The sequence below is a fragment of the Stenotrophomonas mexicanensis genome (assembly GCF_032911605.1).
GTDB lineage: Bacteria > Pseudomonadota > Gammaproteobacteria > Xanthomonadales > Xanthomonadaceae > Stenotrophomonas > Stenotrophomonas maltophilia_A.
This window is the reverse complement of record NZ_JAWJTG010000027.1, coordinates 31,695-49,864: the sequence shown is the minus strand read 5'-3', so window position 1 is coordinate 49,864 and position 18,170 is coordinate 31,695. Positions and strand designations below refer to the sequence as shown.

Annotated in this window: 18 protein-coding genes; 13 read left to right on the top strand and 5 right to left on the bottom strand. The window is 67.1% G+C overall.

The window, feature by feature from the left end; translation table 11 throughout:
* Window positions 1–66: 66 nt before the first annotated feature.
* The gene (locus R1L06_RS13000) at window positions 67–2,985 is read left to right on the top strand and encodes a TonB-dependent receptor (RefSeq protein ID WP_279913021.1); all 2,919 of its coding nucleotides are present in this window, start codon (window positions 67–69) and stop codon (window positions 2,983–2,985) included.
* A gap of 96 nt (window positions 2,986–3,081) precedes the next feature.
* Here the strand turns inward: R1L06_RS13000 and R1L06_RS12995 are convergent, their stop codons facing one another.
* Window positions 3,082–3,339: a DUF2789 domain-containing protein gene (locus tag R1L06_RS12995; protein ID WP_006390068.1), complete on the bottom strand. Its 258-nt coding sequence runs from the start codon at window positions 3,337–3,339 to the stop codon at window positions 3,082–3,084.
* 106 nt (window positions 3,340–3,445) lie between these two features.
* On the opposite strand from R1L06_RS12995, the gene R1L06_RS12990 reads away from it, so the two are divergent.
* Genes R1L06_RS12990 through R1L06_RS12970 form a run of 5 tightly spaced genes read left to right on the top strand, consistent with a single transcriptional unit; the run spans window position 3,446 to window position 6,398 of the window.
* Window positions 3,446–4,033 carry a biliverdin-producing heme oxygenase gene (locus R1L06_RS12990; protein WP_317217898.1) on the top strand — a complete coding sequence of 196 codons (588 nt, stop codon included), beginning with the start codon at window positions 3,446–3,448 and terminating at the stop codon, window positions 4,031–4,033.
* 31 nt (window positions 4,034–4,064) lie between these two features.
* On the top strand, window positions 4,065–4,532 hold the full coding sequence (locus R1L06_RS12985) for a YbaN family protein (RefSeq protein ID WP_317217897.1): 468 nt from the start codon (window positions 4,065–4,067) through the stop codon (window positions 4,530–4,532).
* Window positions 4,519–5,247 (top strand): tonB-system energizer ExbB, encoded by a 729-nt coding sequence (gene exbB / locus R1L06_RS12980; protein WP_317217896.1) that lies wholly within the window; start codon window positions 4,519–4,521, stop codon window positions 5,245–5,247. The genes R1L06_RS12985 and exbB overlap by 14 nt, the downstream gene beginning before the upstream one ends.
* 9 nt (window positions 5,248–5,256) lie before the next feature.
* Window positions 5,257–5,682: a TonB system transport protein ExbD gene (gene exbD, locus R1L06_RS12975; RefSeq protein WP_317217895.1), complete on the top strand. Its 426-nt coding sequence runs from the start codon at window positions 5,257–5,259 to the stop codon at window positions 5,680–5,682.
* Window positions 5,679–6,398, top strand: coding sequence for an energy transducer TonB (locus R1L06_RS12970; RefSeq protein ID WP_317217894.1), 720 nt, complete (start codon window positions 5,679–5,681; stop codon window positions 6,396–6,398). Before exbD ends, R1L06_RS12970 begins: the two co-directional genes overlap by 4 nt.
* A 93-nt stretch (window positions 6,399–6,491) precedes the next feature.
* Here the strand turns inward: R1L06_RS12970 and R1L06_RS12965 are convergent, their stop codons facing one another.
* Complete coding sequence (locus R1L06_RS12965; protein ID WP_317217893.1) at window positions 6,492–8,519, bottom strand: sodium-translocating pyrophosphatase; 2,028 nt, start codon at window positions 8,517–8,519, stop codon at window positions 6,492–6,494.
* Window positions 8,520–8,827: 308 nt separating this feature from the next.
* Between R1L06_RS12965 and R1L06_RS12960 the strand changes: the two genes are divergently transcribed.
* Complete coding sequence (locus R1L06_RS12960) at window positions 8,828–9,331, top strand: hypothetical protein (protein ID WP_317217892.1); 504 nt, start codon at window positions 8,828–8,830, stop codon at window positions 9,329–9,331.
* A 72-nt stretch (window positions 9,332–9,403) separates the two neighbouring features.
* On the opposite strand, the gene R1L06_RS12955 is transcribed toward R1L06_RS12960, so the two are convergent.
* Window positions 9,404–9,793 (bottom strand): DUF488 domain-containing protein, encoded by a 390-nt coding sequence (locus R1L06_RS12955; protein ID WP_317217891.1) that lies wholly within the window; start codon window positions 9,791–9,793, stop codon window positions 9,404–9,406.
* Window positions 9,794–9,912: 119 nt separating this feature from the next.
* A complete protein-coding gene (locus R1L06_RS12950; RefSeq protein WP_125894981.1) occupies window positions 9,913–11,169 on the bottom strand; it encodes a 6-phosphofructokinase in 1,257 nt (418 codons plus the stop codon).
* 136 nt (window positions 11,170–11,305) lie between these two features.
* On the opposite strand from R1L06_RS12950, the gene R1L06_RS12945 reads away from it, so the two are divergent.
* The 3 genes from R1L06_RS12945 to R1L06_RS12935 all read left to right on the top strand — a co-directional run bounded on the left by R1L06_RS12945 (window position 11,306) and on the right by R1L06_RS12935 (window position 14,137).
* Window positions 11,306–11,869 carry an adenylate kinase gene (locus R1L06_RS12945; protein WP_032128385.1) on the top strand — a complete coding sequence of 188 codons (564 nt, stop codon included), beginning with the start codon at window positions 11,306–11,308 and terminating at the stop codon, window positions 11,867–11,869.
* 328 nt (window positions 11,870–12,197) lie between these two features.
* Complete coding sequence (mpl, locus tag R1L06_RS12940; RefSeq protein ID WP_317217890.1) at window positions 12,198–13,562, top strand: UDP-N-acetylmuramate:L-alanyl-gamma-D-glutamyl-meso-diaminopimelate ligase; 1,365 nt, start codon at window positions 12,198–12,200, stop codon at window positions 13,560–13,562.
* Window positions 13,559–14,137, top strand: coding sequence for an LON peptidase substrate-binding domain-containing protein (locus tag R1L06_RS12935; RefSeq protein WP_317217889.1), 579 nt, complete (start codon window positions 13,559–13,561; stop codon window positions 14,135–14,137). The genes mpl and R1L06_RS12935 overlap by 4 nt, the downstream gene beginning before the upstream one ends.
* Window positions 14,138–14,357: 220 nt before the next feature.
* Here the strand turns inward: R1L06_RS12935 and R1L06_RS12930 are convergent, their stop codons facing one another.
* Window positions 14,358–16,352, bottom strand: a complete 1,995-nt coding sequence (locus R1L06_RS12930; RefSeq protein WP_049421707.1) for a bifunctional DedA family/phosphatase PAP2 family protein — start codon at window positions 16,350–16,352, stop codon at window positions 14,358–14,360.
* Window positions 16,353–16,437: 85 nt separating this feature from the next.
* Here R1L06_RS12930 and R1L06_RS12925 point away from each other — a divergent pair, with 85 nt between their 5' ends.
* The 3 genes from R1L06_RS12925 (at window position 16,438) to R1L06_RS12915 (ending at window position 18,123) form a co-directional block, all read left to right on the top strand.
* Entirely contained in the window at window positions 16,438–17,100 is a 663-nt protein-coding gene (locus tag R1L06_RS12925) for a serine/threonine-protein kinase (protein ID WP_317217888.1), read from the top strand.
* Window positions 17,097–17,603, top strand: coding sequence for a DUF2867 domain-containing protein (locus R1L06_RS12920; protein ID WP_317217887.1), 507 nt, complete (start codon window positions 17,097–17,099; stop codon window positions 17,601–17,603). The genes R1L06_RS12925 and R1L06_RS12920 overlap by 4 nt, the downstream gene beginning before the upstream one ends.
* Before the next feature lie 157 nt (window positions 17,604–17,760).
* Window positions 17,761–18,123: a DUF4288 domain-containing protein gene (locus tag R1L06_RS12915; protein ID WP_317217886.1), complete on the top strand. Its 363-nt coding sequence runs from the start codon at window positions 17,761–17,763 to the stop codon at window positions 18,121–18,123.
* Window positions 18,124–18,170: the final 47 nt, after the last annotated feature.

Genomic DNA, 18,170 nt, shown 5'->3' with positions numbered 1-18,170 from the left:
CGCCGTGTCCGCCCGTGTTGCGGATGTCGCCGCGCCCGCGGCACCGATTACCTGACAGGTTCCCCCATGTTCGATCTCCATCGTCCGGGCCGCATGCCGCGCCCGTCCCGCCTGTGCATCGCCCTGCTGGCGGCCGGCCTGGCCAGCGCCGCGCCCTCCGTACTCGCGCAGGATGCCAGCGGTGACCACGCTGCCGTGCAGCGCTTCGATATCCCCGCGCAGCCACTGGACGAGGCGCTGCGCAGCTACATGCGCCAGTCCGGCGTGCAGGTCGTGTACCCGGCCACCCTGGCCCGGGGTGTGACCTCGCGTGCGGTCAGCGGCAGCCTGTCGGCCAGCGAGGCTTTGCAGCACCTGCTGCAGGGCAGTGGCCTGGCGGTGCGCCGGGTCAGTGCCGATGCGGTGACCCTGGAAGCGGCAGCGTCGGCGCAGGCCGACAGCGGTGTGATCGTCACCGATACGCTGAGCGTGGCCGGCGACCGTATCGACAGCGGCGCAACCAGCGACGAGGCGCGCCTGCTCGACGGCTATCGCAGCGTCGGCTCCACCACCACGCTCAACCGCACGCACCTGGAGCGATTCCGCGGTACGTCCAACGGCGACATCGTCAAGGGCGTGGCTGGCGTCACCGCCGGTGATCCGCGCGTGGGCAACGGCTTCGACGTCAACATCCGTGGCATCCAGGGCCAGGGCCGCGTGCCGGTGATCATCGACGGTGGCCAGTCCAGCATGGATACCTACCGTGGTTATGCCGGCCAGTCGCAGCGCACCTACCTCGACCCGGACCTGATCTCCAGCCTGACCATCACCAAGGGCCCGAGCCTGCAGGCCAACGCCTCCGGTGGCATCGGCGGCGTGGTCGAGATGGAGACGCTGAAGATCGGTGACGTGCTGCGCGAAGGCCGGGACTTCGGCGTGCGCGTGCGTGGCGGCCTGGCCAACAACAGCGCCAATAACCTGCCGTCCTACAGCGCCGCGCCGCGTACCGACCGCAGCGCCACCGGCAGCCAGTTCTTCAACGTGGCCGCTGCGGGACACTGGGATCGCTTCGATCTGGTTGCCGCCTACGCCTACCGCGACAACGGCAACTACTTCTCCGGCAAGCATGGCTACGATGACTTCCCGCAGACCCGGCGCACGCTGGCGCCGCTGAACCCGCCGCGTACCGAGGTGTTCAATACCTCGGCGCGCTCGAAGTCGGCGCTGCTCAAGGGCACCTGGCGCATCGACGATGCACAGACCCTGGAAGCGGGCTACCGCCGCTACGAGGGCACCGCCGGCGAGATCATGGCCTCGCAGATCATCCGTGTGGATCGTGACCGCATTCCGCAATGGGACCCGGGCCACGTCGACATGGACAGCTATACCCTGCGCTATCGCTTCAACCCGGACAGCGAGCTGGTCGACCTGCGCGTCAACGCCACGTACACCGACACCGACAGCGTGATGTACAACAGCCTGACCGGCATCACCCCCTGGTACTTCGATCGCCGCACCGAGTGGTACGACGCGCCCAGCTTCAGTGGCGACCCCGGTTACAAGGATGCCTACCGCAATCCGCTGCGGCAGAAGCGCTTCGGCCTGGATGCCAGCAACACCTCGAAGTTCGATACACACGCCGGTGCATTCACCCTCGACTACGGCCTGTCCTACAGCGATGAGGACATTGCACCTGGCAGCTCGGGGCCGGTCATGCACGATGACCTGATCAACAACCGCTTCCTGCGCAACGCCGAGCGCAAGGAATACAGTGCCGTGGCCTCGCTGAAGTGGCAGCCCGATGAGCATTGGGAACTGCTGGCCGGCGGCCGCTGGAACCGCGTGGATGTGCATGACCGCAACCGCCTGGCCACGCCCGATGCCTACGAGGTGCAGGGCCAGTACCGCTACACCGAGCTGCTCAATGGCAACCCGGCGCTGCCGTCGTGGCGGGCCAAGCGCATCGCGCTGCTGAACTGGTATCCGGATGCCAACGGCAACTTCACCCAGGAATCGCTGCTGGCTTCACCGTACAAGAAGGGCACGGTGGGTGACATCGGTGGCTGGAACTTCTACGACGCCGGCAAGGCGCAGGACCTGGAGGTGCCGGTCAGCTGGAGCTGGTCGCAGCCGATCCGTCGCCGTGACACCGCGTTCTCGCCGACCGCCAGCGTGGCCTACCGCTTCAGCGAAGACACCATGGTCTACGTGAAGTACGCCGAAGGCACCAAGCTGCCGAGCCTGTTCGAGACCACGCTGGGCCTGTTCACCGCCGCCAAACCGGTGGGTGAGCTGAAGCCGGAGCGCGCGCGCAGCTGGGAAATCGGCGCCAGTACCATCCGCTACGACCTGTTCACTGCCGGCGACCGCCTGGCGCTGAAGCTGGCGTATTTCGATACCCGCATCGACGACCTGATCACCCGTGACTACCGCACGCTCTCGGCCGGCCTGATCCGCAACGTCGACCAGTTCAAGGTCTCGGGCATGGAGTTCCAGTCCAGCTATGACAGCGGCAAGGTATTTGCCGATCTGTCCGCGCACTATTACTTCAAGGCCAAGACCTGCGCACCGGACATCGCAGCCGAGCGCCGTGCCTATGGTGCACAGCGCAGGAACGATGAACTGGCCAACACGCCGAACTGTGTGGACGGCGGCTTCGAGGGCTCGTACACCAATACCCAGAACCCGCCGCGCTACATGGTCAACCTGACCCTGGGCTCGCGCCTGTTCGACGAGCGCCTGACCTTCGGTACCCGCGTGGTCCACAACGCCGGCCCGATCAGCAAGCTGGACAAGGACTGGAACGTGGGCCTGTCGGCGATCCAGCAGCTGTACCGGCCGACCACCCTGGTGGATCTGTTCGCCAGCTGGAGCTTCAACGACCAGCTGTCGGTGGAAGCCGGCGTGGACAACCTGACCGACCGCTACTACCTGGACCCGCTTGCCCTGGGCGTGATGCCGGCCCCGGGCCGTACCGCGCGGCTGGCGTTGACCTGGAAGTACTGATCGTCGGGGTCGGATCCCTTTCCTGCGGAAAGGGCTCTGACTCCAGCGGGAGACAACGGTAGCGCCGGGCCATGCCCGGCGCCTTCCTCCAGCCAGTTACAGCCCGGTCGCCGCCTTAACGGCATCTTCGTGCAGCGACTCGTTCAGCTCATCCACCACCGTGGTCCATGCCGCATCGGCCTGCAGCGACTCGGACAGGAACTGGCGCTGGGCATCGTTCCAGTACGGTGCTTCGACCACTTCCACATCGGTGGCCAGCTGGTGTTCGCGGATGAAGCGGGCGATGCCTTCGGCGCTGGCGTCCAGGCCCAGCTGCAGGAACAGGTTGGTCATGCGCGGTTCGGTGGTGATCATCGTCGGTTCCTGCGGGAAGAAGGGATACGCCATTATCGGTGTACATGGCCTTGGGGAAAGCCCCATGGCGAACGTCTACAGCAGGACGACCCCCTTGGCATCCCCCATGAACGCACACATCGCCCCTGAAGACAGCCGCAGCCTGCGGCTCAAGGCCGCCACCCGCGACAGCCATGGCGCGCTGGACAAGCGCATCATGGCCGGCGACATCTTCGCCGACCGCGGCAACTTCGCCCGCTTCCTGCGCGTGCAGTACCGCTTCCACCGCAGCATCGATGCGCTGTATGCCAACCCTGCGCTGGACGCACTGCTGCCCGACCTGGGCGAACGCCGCCGCCTGACCCAGGTGGCGCGCGACCTGCAGGATCTGGAGCAGACCCTGCCGGGGGCCGACATCGCGGCGTTGCCGTCCGATCTGGAGCTACCCGCCGCATTGGGGTGGCTGTATGTGGCCGAAGGCTCCAACCTGGGCGGCACCATTCTGTACAAGATGGCTGCCAAGCTCGGCCTGGACCGCGACTTCGGCGCCCGCCACCTGGCCGCACACCCGGATGGCGCGGCGCGCCACTGGCGTGAATTCACTGCTGCGCTGGATGCGGTGCCGCTGAGCGCCGAGCAGGAGCAGCAGGTGATCGATGCGGCCGATGCTGCGTTCCGCAGCGTGCACGGTCACGTTGAAGCGGAATTCGCCTGATGCACGCCTCCCGCCTATCGGCGCAACGCTGATGCGCTGGCTCTGGTTCGCGCTGGGCTGGGTGATGGTCGGCCTCGGGGTGATCGGCGCGCTGCTGCCGGTGATGCCGACCACCATCTTCCTGATCCTGGCCGTGGGCTGCTTCGCGCGCAGTTCGCCGAAGTTCGAGCAACGCCTGCTGGCGCACCCGCGCTACGGCCCGTCACTGCGGCTGTGGCGCGAGCAGGGCGCGGTGTCGCGCAAGGGCAAGGCGTTTGCCAGTGCGGGCATGGCGGTGGGCTTCGCGCTGTTCTGCTGGGGCGCACATCCGTCCTGGCGGCTGCTGCTGGGCGTGGGCCTGTTCTTCGCGATCAGCGCCGGCTACGTGCTCAGTCGGCCCGCACCGCGGCTGGAACCCAACCCGGTCGTGGAAGTGGACGACGCCAATGATCCGCGCACGACACGCCGCCGTGCAGCGACCCCTGATGCTGATGGAAAACGAGACGATGCTGCCTGCTGACCTGGCCCCCGTGGCTGCCCCTGCACTGACGCCCTGGGGCATGTATCTGGCCGCCGATGTGGTGGTGAAGACCGTGATGATCGCGCTCGCGCTGGCGTCGCTGGCCACCTGGACCGTGCTGCTGGCCAAAGGCTGGGAACTGGCCCGCCAGGCACGGCAGCTGCGCGCAGCGCGTGCGCTGCTGCTGCAGGTGCCGAGCCTGCCCGGCGAGAGCGCCGACGCCAGTGTGCAGCAGGGCATCGCACTCGCCATGTTGGACGCAGCGCGCACCGAACTGCGCCTGTCGCAGGAACTGGATGGTCGCGACGGCATCAAGGAGCGCGTGGCCTCGCGCCTGGACCGCATTGAACTGGAAACCGCGCGCGTGCAGCGACGTGGCATCGGCGTGCTCGCCAGCATCGGCGCGGTGGCGCCGTTCGTCGGCCTGTTCGGCACGGTGTGGGGCATCATGAACAGTTTCATCGGCATCGCCCAGAGCAACACCACCAACCTGGCGGTGGTTGCGCCCGGCATCGCCGAGGCTCTGCTGGCGACCGCGCTGGGTCTGGTCGCAGCGATTCCCGCCGTGCTGGTCTACAACCACTTCAGCCGTGTGCTGGCCGGCCTGCGGGGTCTGCTCGGCGATCTGTCCGCGGCTGTGCAGCAACTGGTCTCGCGCGATCTCGATCGTGCCGTTCCGCGTACCGCAGCGGCGCCGCTGCGTGCGGTGCACTGAGGCGCGTCGATGGCGATCAGGACCGCGTCCGACCGCGACGATGTGCCGGAAGAAGCACACGAGATCAATGTCACGCCCTTCATCGACGTGATGCTGGTGCTGCTGATCATCTTCATGGTGGCCGCACCGCTGGCCACCGTGTCGGTGCCGGTGCAGCTGCCGGCCAGCAATGCCAGTGCCACGCCGCCGGAACAGGCACCGGTGTACGTGACCGTGCAGGCCGATCTGTCGCTGCGCGTTGGTGAACAGACCGTGGCACGCGACAGCCTGGCGGCTGCATTGCAGGCGGCCACTCACAGTGACACCACGCAGCGCATCTTCCTGCGTGCCGATACCCGTGTGCCCTATGGCGAACTGATGGCCACGCTGGATGCGCTGCGCGCGGCCGGCTACCTGAAGGTGGCGCTGGTCGGCCTGGAGCAGGGCGCACGATGAGTGGACTGCGGCGCTGGGTGACCAGCCTGGCGATCGTGCTGCTGGTGCATGCGCTGTTGATCGGCGCGGCCTGCTGGTGGGCGGCCCGTGCGCCAGCACTGGCTGCAACGGCGCCGCCCGCGGCACTGATGCTGGAACTGGCGCCGATGGCGCAGGCGCCGCCGGTGCCGCCGCGCGAGGTCGCCACCGGGCCGCTGCAGCAGCAACAGCAGCGGCAGGCGCCGAAGCCGGCCCTGCGCGAGCAACCCAAGGCGCCGGTGCAGCCGCAGGGTGAGCTGCCGCCGCCGCGTACACCGGAGCCGACGCCGTCGCCGGACACCGCTGACGCCAATGTCGCGCAGACCAGCGCACCGCCGCAGGTGGCGGCTGACGCGGCCACACGCTACACCGCACCGCAGACCACGGCCGGCGAACGCAGTCGTGCCGAGGCGACCTGGGAAGGACGCCTGCTCGGGCACCTGCAGAAACACCGCCGCTATCCGCGCCAGGCCGAGCGGCTGCGCCAGCAGGGTGTGGTCTACGTGCGCTTTGCGGTGGCCCGCGATGGCACGGTTTCCAGCCTGAAGCTGGGCCGCAGCAGTGGCTTCGAACTGCTCGACCAGGAGACACTGGACACCGTGCGGCGCGCCAGCCCGGTGCCGGTGCCGCCGGCCGAAGTGGCCGGCGACCCGGTGCAAGTGATGGTGCCGGTGTCGTTCTTCCTGCGCGGGCGGTGACCTCGTAGCGTCGAGCTTGCTCGACTGCTCTTGCGGTGTGGGCCAGAAGCAGTCGAGCAAGCTCGACTCTACGGGTTTGCGCATGGTGTGGATCTACAGCAGCGGCACCAGCAGCAGCGCCACGATGTTGATGATCTTGATCAGCGGATTGATCGCCGGACCGGCGGTGTCCTTGTAGGGATCGCCGACGGTATCGCCGGTTACCGCCGCCTTGTGCGCTTCGCTGCCCTTGCCGCCGAAGTGGCCGTCCTCGATGTACTTCTTGGCGTTGTCCCAGGCACCGCCGCCGGTGGTCATCGAGATGGCCACGAACAGGCCGGTCACGATCGTGCCGATCAGCAGGCCGCCCAGTGCGCGTGGCCCCAGCAGCAGGGCGACCACCACCGGCACCGCCACCGGCAGCAGTGAGGGCACGATCATTTCGCGGATCGCCGAGCGGGTCAGCATGTCCACCGCCTTGTCGTACTGCGGCTTGCCGGTGCCCTGCATGATGCCGGGGATCTCACGGAACTGGCGGCGCACTTCCTCCACCACCGCACCGGCGGCGCGGCCGACCGCTTCCATCGCCATCGCACCGAACAGGTAGGGAATCAGGCCGCCGATCAGCAGTCCGATGATCACCGTGTGGTCGCTGAGGTCGAAGCGGAATTCCTGCCCCGGATGTGCTGCCTGCAGGTTATGGGTGTAGTCGGCGAACAGCACCAGTGCCGCCAGTGCCGCAGAGCCGATCGCATAACCCTTGGTCACTGCCTTGGTGGTGTTGCCCACCGCATCCAGCGGATCGGTGATGTCGCGGATCTCCGAGGGTAGCTCGGCCATCTCGGCGATGCCACCGGCGTTGTCGGTGATCGGTCCATAAGCATCGAGGGCGACGATCATGCCGGCCATCGACAGCATCGCGGTGGCGGCGATGGCGATGCCGTACAGGCCAGCCAGCGCGAACGCGCCCCAGATTGCCGCACACACCGCCACCACCGGTAGCGCGGTGGACTTCATCGAAATGCCAAGGCCGGCGATGATGTTGGTGCCATGCCCAGTGGTCGAGGCCTGTGCCACGTGCTGCACCGGCTTGTACTGGGTGCCGGTGTAGTACTCGGTGATCCACACGATCAGGCCGGTCAGCACCAGCCCGATCAATGCGCAGCCATACAGCGCCATCGGCCCATGCACGTTGTCACTCATCAACCCGGTGGTGATCGGGTAGAACGCAATCGCGGCCAGCACGCCGGAGACGATCACACCCTTGTACAGCGCGCCCATGATCGAACCGCCCGGCTTCACCTTGACGAACAGCGCGCCGATGATCGAGGCGATGATCGACACGCCGCCCAGCACTAGCGGATACAGCACCGCATTGGCGCCTGCCTCGGCCAGCATCAGGCTGCCCAGCAGCATGGTGGCGATCACGGTCACCGCGTAGGTCTCGAACAGGTCGGCGGCCATGCCGGCGCAGTCGCCGACGTTGTCACCGACGTTGTCGGCGATCACCGCCGGGTTGCGCGGGTCATCCTCGGGAATCCCGGCTTCCACCTTGCCGACCAGGTCGGCACCGACGTCCGCGCCCTTGGTGAAGATGCCGCCGCCCAGGCGCGCGAAGATCGAGATCAGCGACGAGCCGAACGCCAGCCCGACCAGTGCATGCAGCGCCTGGTCCATCTGCAGGCCCATCCGCAGCAGCAGCGCGTAATAGCCGGCCACGCCTAGCAGGCCCAGCCCTACCACCAGCATGCCGGTGATCGCGCCGCCGCGGAAGGCGACATCCATCGCCGCGCTGATGCCGTGGCGTGCAGCTTCGGCAGTGCGTACGTTGGCGCGTACCGACACGTTCATGCCGATGTAGCCGGCCGCGCCGGACAGCACCGCACCGATGGCGAAGCCGATCGCGGTGTACCAGCTGAGGAAGATGCCGACCAGCACGAACAGCACCACGCCGGCGACGCCGATGGTCAGGTACTGGCGGTTGAGGTAGGCACGCGCACCTTCCTGGATCGCGGTGGCGATCGCGATCATGCGTTCATTGCCGGTGGGTTGGCGCAGGATCCAGCGCGCCGAGACGATTCCGAACAGGATCGCGAGAATGGCGCAGCCCAGCGCCAGTGACAGCCCGTGACGTTCCAGCATTAGACCCCTCCGCAGAATGGATGTAGGCATCCAGTGGCGATGAACGGCACCACGAGGGGGACGACGGGCTGCAGCCTGGAACCAACCCGTACCGACCTTGGTGGTCGTCCGACGTATGGCGGTGTTCAGCATTCCCTGGTGCCCGCAGTATGCGTGCCGCGCACTGTAGAGTCGAGCCGTGCTCGACTGGTTTTTACGAGCCCCGCCGCATGCCGCCAGTCCATGGGCATGATTCGAAAGCCGCAGGCCTTTGCACCCCGTTAAGCCAGCCTCTGCAAGCCTGCGCTCAGTCCCGTAGGAGATTCCCCATGCGCCTGTCCCTGTTGATGCTTGCCGCCCTGGTCCCGGCCGTACCGGCACTCGCCGCGGAAGCCCCGGAGCTGCAGCGTGCCGTGGGTGCACCCCAGGCCGTGGGCGCGGTGCATACCCTGCGGCAGATTCCCGAGGCCTGCGCGCGCCTGGAAGGTGCCTTCACCGGTCAGGCGGCCGAGCCGTATCGCTTCGCGCCGGTGCGGACCAGCGAGCAGTGTCAGCCGCGCGCGCGCTTCGTCGACTATGCCAAGGCGCAGCCAAGCGCCGACAAGGGCTGGAAGCTCAATGATGTGATCCGCGTGCCCAGCGCCGCCTGCCCGGCACAGCAGGCCGTGGTGCGCGTGTGGCGCCTGCCGTCGAGCAACAAGGTCGAGCTGGACGGGCAGGGCCAGTCGCGCATCTATCTGGAAGAGGCCAAGAAGCAGGCCGCCGCCGGCCAGATTCCGCAGGTGACGATGTTCGCCGCGCAGCTGCAGATGGAAGGCAAGGCCTGCAATTGAAATTGCGTGGGCGATGTACCCGCGCGGTCATCCACGGGGAGTGCCGGCCGCTGGCCGGCAACCCTGCAATCATCACTCCGCCAGCGTCGCCCCGCGCGCCACCAGCAGCTCTCGCAGGGCCCTGCGATGGCAATGCGCTTCATCCTCGCAGTAGCACCCCACGCTGATGTCGCTGTGCTGTGACATCGCGGCCAGCAGGTCCAGCGCGTGGGCCGCGTCCGGCGCCTTCATCTCGGCCTTGTAGTGGCGGAAGAACGCATTCCAGTCGGCCGCGGTTTTCGCTTCGTGCGCCCGCTTTACCAGTTCCGCGCTGGGTGACAGGGTCGGGAACCAGACGTCGTACCAGTCCTGTTCCGCGAACTCACTGCGCGGCACGCCGCGCGGCGGCCGCCGCACGGTACCGATACGCAGGCCCTCGCCGGGAGCGCGCGGCGTACCCAGTCGAACAACTCGCAGTGCCAAGGTGTGCCTCCACAAAAAAGGGGACGGAGGGGATTAAGTCGTATCCGACCCACTGCTGACGCTGTAGGAGATGACGGAGGGGCAGATGCGACTTAATCCCCTCCGTCCCCTTTTTCGGCTCAGCCCTCGAAGGCCGGCAGCTTCTGCTTCACGGCCACGTTCTTCAGCGTCACGTACTTCGGCAGGCCGTCGGTGCCGTACGGCAGCGGTGCTTCGCCCTTGATCAGCGGCGACAGGTAGGCGCGTGCCTTGGCGGTGATGCCGAAGCCGTCGCGGCGGATGAAGCCGGCGGGCATCTTCTTTTCATGATTGGCGATCTTCGACAGCGGCGCCGCTTCGATCTTCCAGCGATAGGGCGCATCGGTGCTGCGCACGATCACCGGCATCACGCCGTTCTGGCCCTTCAGTGCCAGCTGCACGGCGGCCTTGCCGACCGCCTGCGCCTGCTCCCAGTCGGTCTTGCTGGCCAGGTGGCGGGCCGAGCGCTGCAGGTAATCGGGCAGCGCCCAGTGCACCTTCAGGCCCAGCTGGTCCTTGACCCGGCCGGCCAGGTGCGCGGCCACGCCGCCCAGCTGCGAGTGACCGAACGAGTCCTTGCCGCCACCGGCGTCGGCGACGAAGCGGCCATCGGCGGTGGCGATGCCTTCCGACGCCACCACCACGCAGTAGCCGACGCGCTCGACCACCGCCTTGACCTTGGCCAGGAACGCCGCTTCGTCATAGGCGCGTTCGGGCAGCAGGATGATGTGCGGGGCCTCGTCATCGCCATTGCCGGCCAGGCCGGCGGCCGCAGCCAGCCAGCCGGCGTGGCGGCCCATGGCCTCGTAGATGAAGACACGGGTGGAGGTCTCGGCCATTGCCGCCACGTCCAGCGCCGCCTCGCGCACCGACACGGCGGTGTATTTGGCCGCCGAGCCGAAGCCCGGACAGGTATCGGTCACCGCCAGATCGTTGTCGATGGTCTTGGGCACGCCGATGCAGGTCAGGTCGTAGCCGGAGGCCTTGGCCAGCTGCGAGACCTTCAGCGCGGTGTCGGCCGAGTCGTTGCCGCCGTTGTAGAGGAACCAGCGCACGTCGTGCGCGCGCAGCACTTCCAGCAGGCGGTCGTAGCGGGCACGGTCGGCGTCCAGCGATTTCAGCTTGACCCGGCACGAACCGAAGGCGCCGCCCGGGGTGTGGGCGAGGGCGCGGATGGCCGCAGCACTCTCCTTGCTGGTGTCGATCAGTTCCTCGCGCAGCGCGCCGAGGATGCCGTTGCGGGCGGCCAGGACCTTGATGCCCTTGGCCCGGGCCTGTTCGATCACCGCCGCCGCTGTGGCGTTGATGACCGCGGTGACACCGCCTGACTGGGCGTAGAGGAGAGTACCGTTGCGCATGCTTCTACCTGCTCGGGGGAGGGGACATTGCAGGGACATTACCCGGATGCGGTAAAGTGGCGCTATTGCGGTGCAGCGATACCGGTCCGTCCGGGACGCGAACCTTCTTTGTTTTCAACACGTTGGAGTCAGGTCAATGCGATTGGTTCTGTTGGGACCGCCCGGTTCGGGCAAGGGGACACAGGCGACGCGCCTGAAGGAAAAGCTGGGGATCGCCCACATTTCGACCGGTGACATGCTGCGCGCGGAAATCGCCGCGGGCACGGAGCTGGGCAAGCAGGCCAAGACGGTGATGGATGCCGGCAACCTGGTGTCGGACGACATCCTGCTGGGCATGCTGGAGTCGCGCCTGACCCAGGCCGATGTCGCCAAGGGCTTCATCCTCGATGGCTACCCGCGCAATGTGGCCCAGGCCAATGCGATGGACGGCCTGCTGGCCAAGATTGGCCAGCCGCTGGATGCCGTGGTGCAGCTGGACGTGGCCACCGAGCTGCTGGTCGAGCGCATCGCCGGTCGTGCCAAGGAACAGGGTCGCGCCGATGACACGCCGGAAGCGGTGCGCCAGCGCCTGCAGGTCTACAACGACCAGACCGCCCCGGTGGTCGACTTCTACGCCGGCCGTGGCACCCTGGCCCGCGTCGACGGCGTCGGTGAGCTGGACGAGATCGAAGCCCGCATCCTGGCGGCGATCAAGGGTTGATCCTGCAGGGCCGGTGCACTGCCGGTCCTTCGGGCGCAAAAAGCACAGGCCTGGTCCGCGAGGACCAGGCCTGTGTCGTTTGATAGGCGCCAGCAGAGGGCTTGCTCAGGGCCCCGCAGCATGAGCTCCCTTGGGGATGGCCTCTTGGGGAGTAGGACCGGTTCGGGTACTGCGGCTGGCAGTTCGAATTGTGTCCGGGTTCACAGAACATCGCTATCGGGATTTCCCTGACAGATGATTGGAGTTTTCTCACATCCTGTGTAGGACTTGTCTTACCCCGGATCGGACATTGGCCCTATACAGCCGTCATCGGTCACAATCCTCGGTCATGAGCAGCGTACATATCCTTGCAATCGCCGGCACCTTCATGGGCGGCGTGGCCGCCCTGGCGCGGGAACTGGGCCATACGGTCAGCGGCAGCGACCAGGCCATCTATCCGCCGATGTCGACCCAGCTCGAACAGCTGGGCATCACCCTGGACCAGGGTTACCGCGCCGACAGCGTGCCGGCCGGCACCAACGAGGTGGTGATCGGCAACGCGCTCTCTCGCGGCAACCCGGCCGTGGAGGCCGTGCTCGACGCCGGCCAGCGCTACATCTCCGGCGCCCAGTGGCTGTCCGAACAGGTGCTGCCGGGCCGCGACACCCTGGCCGTGGCCGGTACCCACGGCAAGACCACCACCACCACCATCCTCACCTGGCTGCTGGAAAGCGCCGGTCGTTCACCCGGTTTCCTGATCGGCGGCGTAGCCGAGGATTTCGGCGTCTCGGCCCGCTTGGGCCAGGGCCGCGAGTTCGTGGTCGAGGCCGACGAGTACGACACCGCCTTCTTCGACAAGCGCAGCAAGTTCGTGCACTACCGGCCGCTGGTGGCCATCCTCAACAACCTCGAATACGACCACGCCGATATCTTCCCGGACGTGGCCGCGATCCAGCGCCAGTTCCATCACCTGGTGCGGACGGTACCGGCGCGTGGCCGCCTGATCGTCAACGGCGAGGATCAGCACCTGGCCGAAGTGCTGGCGATGGGCTGCTGGACCCCGGTCGAGCGTTTCGGATTCGATCCGTCGCTGGAATGGCATGCCGAACTGCTGGCCGCCGATGGTAGTGCGTTCCGCGTGCACCATCGCGGGCAGGCGCTGGGCGATGTGCAGTGGTCGCTGCTGGGCCGCCACAACGTGCTCAACGGCCTGGCCGCGCTGGCCGCCGCGCATGCAGTGGGCGTGGCGCCGGCCGAGGTGATTCCGGCGCTGGCGCGCTTCCGCAGCGTCAAGCGCCGCATGGAAGTGATCGGCCAGCATGACGGCATCACCATTTACGACGACTTCGCCCATCACCCGACCGCGATCGCCACCACATTGGAAGGCCTGCGTGCCAAGGTGGGTGATGCGCGCATCGTGGTCGCGATGGAGCCGCGCAGCAATTCGATGCGACTGGGCGCACACGCGCAGGCGCTGGCTCCGTCGCTGGCGCTGGCCGATGAAGTGGTGTTCCTGCATCGCCCGGAACTGGCCTGGGATGCCGCTGCGGTGATCGCCGCGGTGCGTGGCGAAGCCCACGCGGTGCCGGATACCGATGCATTGCTGGCGCAGCTGCAGTCCAGCGCGCGCAGCGGCGACCACGTGGTGTTCATGTCCAATGGTGGCTTCGACGGCGCTCCGCGCCGCTTCCTCGCCGCCCTGCAGGCCCGATGAGCGTCGACAACCCGCTGCCGCTGTTTCCGCTGCACACCACGCTGGTACCGGGTGCGGCGGTGGGCCTGCGTGTATTCGAGCGGCGCTATCTGGACCTGGTCCGCGACAGCGGCCGCAGTGGTGAGGGGTTTGGTGTCTGCCTGATCCTCGATGGCGAGGAAGTTGGCGCACCAGCGACACCGGCGGCCTATGGCGTGCAGGTACGCATCGAAGACTTCGATGTCGGCGCAGATGGCGTGCTGCAGCTGCGCCTGCGCGGTACCCGCCGCTTCCATGTGGAGCGTACCCGCGTGCGTGACAACGGCCTGGTGGTAGCCGACGTGCGTTGGTGCGATGAAGACCCGGACGATGAGCTACGGCCGCAGCATGCGCTGCTGGCCACGGTGCTGGGGCACATCATCGAACAGGCCGGCGAGGCCTATGCGCCGGCCAACCCGGCGTTGCTGGACCAGGCCAGCTGGGTCGGCTGGCGGCTGGCCGAACTGCTGCCGCTGAGCGAGCAGCAGCGCCTGCAGCTGCTGCAGATGGATGACCCGCACCAGCGATTGCAGCAGTTGCTGGGCTGGATGCCGTAACCGATAACCGCCAACCAAGGTTGGCGACTACCAGGGCGCAGCGGAACCGGGAAACGCCAACCAGGGTTGGCGACTACCAGGGCGCAGCGGAACCGGGAAACGCCAACCAGGGTTGGCGACGGACAGAGCGCGCCGGAACCAGTAGTTGCCAACCTTGGTTGGCAGCCTTCACCCGAAGCGCCAACCAAGGTTGGCGACTACCAGAGAAGCACCGGCTCGATCACGGCATGGTCTTCAACCGCAACACCGGCAGCCCGGTTTCGCTGTGCACATCCTCCCGCTGCGGCAGGTCCTGCACGGCGTCCTTCACCGCGTTCAACGCCGGGTCGACCCCCCGCAGCGGGTGCCACATGCCGATCCATTCGAAGTGGCGCTCGTAACGCAGGGTCTGTGCACTGCCCAGCCACAGCGGCGTGTTGCCCGGCTGCAGCTGCGCGGGTGCCGGCCACAAGCGCAGCACATAGCGCTCATCCGGCTTCGCGCCCTGGCGCACCATCAGCAAGGCTTCCACGCGGGTGTCCAGCGTTGCCGGCAACACCGGCAGCTCGTCGGCACCGGTGTTCTTGTCCAGCATCAGCAGCGCCTGCTGCCAGCCGGCCTGCTCCTGCCGCTTCCAGCCGCGGGCTTCCAGCTGCGCCTGCAGCGGCGCCAGCGGGCCCGCCACCTGCACGTCCAGCGGCCAGCGCTGGTCGTCGTCGAATTCGTTGCGGCGCGCCGGCAGCGTGGCCCAGTCGTGCTGCCACCAGGCTTGCGCATCCATCGCCTGCGGTGCCGGCAGGGTCGGCTCGAACCGCTCCAGCTTCACCGGAATGTGGCGCGGCGCGTACCACATCGCCGCCACGGCGAAGACGCCGTAGAACAGCCAGGCCACCGGCTTCACCCAGAACGAGCGGTTGAAGCGGCGGCGGTAGGCGATGCCCAGCACCAGCAGCCAGAACGTGCCGAACAGCATGCCGCCGATCACATCGCTCAGCCAATGCGCACCCAGGTACAGGCGCGAGAAGCCGATCAGGCTGACCACGATGCCCGACACCAGGTACGGCCAGACGCGGGTGCGACCCGGCATCTCGCGGGCGATCAGCACCGCGAAGAAACCGAAGGTGATGGTGGCCATGGTCACCGATACCGACGGGAAGCCAAAGCCGCTGCTGGCATCGACCGGGCGCACCACATCCACGGTGGCGCCGAGCAGCATGGTCAGGGCCAGGCCGAAGGCAAGCGCGGCCAGCCAGTGCGCGGCGGCCATCCAGCGCCGGCGCCAGATCAGGTAGCCCATCGCCGCCGCGGTGGCCGGCAGCAGTACCTGCCAGGCGCCCAGCGATGCCAGTGCGGCCATCGGGTAGTCGGCCAGCGGGTTGCGCAGCGCCAGCATGGCCTGGTGCACCAGCAGGTCGATCGCCAGCGGCTCGCCGTGTGCGACCACCACGGTCAGCAACGCGAACCAGCCCCAGCCCAGTACCAGCAGCATCAACGCCAGCATCGCCAGCGGCACCGATTCGCGGCGCTTGGGATCAAGCACGCCAACGGTGTAGCGGCCCAGCGTCGGGTGACGGTTGGACCAGTCCAGCAGCCGCGCCAGCCAGTTGTCCATGCGCGCGGCCGACCAGCGATAGCCGTACAGCACGATGGCCCAGACCAGGCCGAGGATCACCGCCAGCAGGCCGACCACCACCACCAGACGCCCGGCCACCGCCGCGACTGCGTCGTAAGCTTCGCCAAGAATCCAGCCCGGCGCCAGGAACAGCACCGCCCAGGAGATGCTGGCGATGCCGCTGGCCTGCACGTAACGGCTGGCGGGCATCTTCATCATGCCGGCGATGGCCGGCACGAACGGTCGGATCGCGCCGACGTAGCGTGCGATCAGGATGCTCTTGAAGGCATTGCGGCGGAACAGGTTCTCGCCGCGGTCGAGCAGCTGCGGGTAGCGGCTGAACGGCCACACGCCGCGCAGGCGGTCACCCCAGCGGCGGCCGATCCAGTAACTGATACCGTCGCCGGCAAATGCGCCCAGGGCTGCAGCCGCCACCGCGTACGGCCCGGAGATCTGGCCCAGGCCGATGAACACGCCCACCGCGAACAGCAGCGGCAGCGCCGGCACGATGGCGCCAAGAATGATCACCGCATCGCAGAAGGCGATGAGGAAGATAACAGCACCCGCCAGCACGGGGTGAGCGGCAATCCACGCGAGGGTGGCGTCGATCCATGAAGAGTCCATTGCCCGATTATAGGGGCGTGAAGGTGACTGGTTCCCAGCCGCTTCGTGACCGTTTGCAACCGGCGCCTTCGCCTAGAATGGGCCCATGCCGCATACGCCAGACGCTCCATCGCATGCTTTGAAGGCCGACAGCTTCGGCCAGATTCTTCTTGTGAAAGGGCCCGATGGCCCCTTCGTGCGCCGTGATCTGGGCACCACGCCGCTGTGGCTGCGGCTGCCGGCCTGGTGGCTGGCCCGCCGCGAAGCACGCGCGCTGCGCCACATCCACGGCATGGCCGATGTGCCGCAGCTGCTGGCGTGGGATGGCCGTCACCTCGACCGCAGCTTCATGGCCGGCGATGCCATGTTCCAGCGTCCACCACGCGGTGACCTGGCCTGGTTCCGCTCGGCGCGTCGGCTGCTGCAGCAGCTGCACCGCAATGGCGTGGCCCACAACGATCTGGCCAAGGAAGCCAACTGGCTGGTCACCGAAGACGGTCGTCCAGCGCTGATCGACTTCCAGCTGGCGGTGATCGGCAACCCGCGCTCGCGCTGGATGCGGCTGCTGGCCCGCGAGGACCTGCGCCACCTGCTCAAGCACAAGCGCATGTATTGCCGCGAGTCGCTCACCCCGGTGGAGAAGCGGTTGCTCAAGCGCACCTCGTGGGTGCGCGAACTGTGGTTTGCTACCGGCAAGCCGGTCTATCGCTTCGTCACCCGCCGCATCCTGCATTGGGAAGACAACGAAGGGCAGGGGCCGAAGCCGTGAGCCGTGCGGAGGTGGTGACCGCCCCGCCGGGTGCGGGCAGCGTGCTGCACGCGCAGTTGCCTGGCGCCGACTTCGTGCACGCCTGCCGGGCCACGACCCGACGCGACGGGCGCTCGGGCTTGCAGGCCTATCGCGATATGGCGGCGACCATTCCCGGCTGGTTCGATGGGCTGATGGCGCTGCGCAATCGCGGCATGCGCCTGCTCGGCATGAAGCACCTGGGCTCGTTGCGTGCGGTGCAGGTTGTTGAGGATCCTCGACCCGGCCAGCGGCTGGGCATCTTCACCCTGCAGTCGCTGGACGACGATGCCATCGTGCTGGAAGACGACGACCGCCACCTGCGCGTGCAGCTGGCGCTGCAGTGGCAGGGCGATGTGCTGGAAGTGGCGACGGTGGTGCATACGCACAACGCGTTCGGGCGCGCGTACATGCTGCCGGTCGCCCCGGTGCATCGGTTGATCGTGCCGCATCTGCTGGAGAAGCAGGTGCGGTTGTACTGGTAGATCCAGGCCATGCGTGGATGTGGATTGTGATCCGCGGGCTGCTTAACGGCTAAACGGCTCATTGCCAAGTGCCGCACAAATGTGGATTCCGCTGGCAGCAGAAGGCTCGCGACATCCAAACCAGGGACAACCCGCAAAAGAATCATTGAGGTGATGCATGTGGTATTGCGCACACGCCATTTTCTACTACGAGAGTCCAGGACAGGGGGCGTTCCGGGTGCATGAAAACGTGTATCTGATCAGTGCCGACAACGATGAACACGCTCTTGAGAATGCAGAAGCGCTTGCTTCCGGGTATGAGGATCTGAGCGGTCGCCTGGTGGGTGAAGACGGTAGGCCTTCCCTCTATCGATTCGCCGGAATTCGCAAGCTGATATCAGTGGCGAGTGATGAGGACACTGCCGAGGGACGCCTGCACTCAGGTGTGGAGGTCACGTACTCCGTCATGGCGGTGGATACGTTGGACCAGGTGAAGCGGCTTGCCCGTGGTGATGGCGTGGCAGTGCTGTACCAGAAATAGAAATGTAGAGCCGAGCCATGCTCGGCTGCATTCAATGAGCCGAGCAT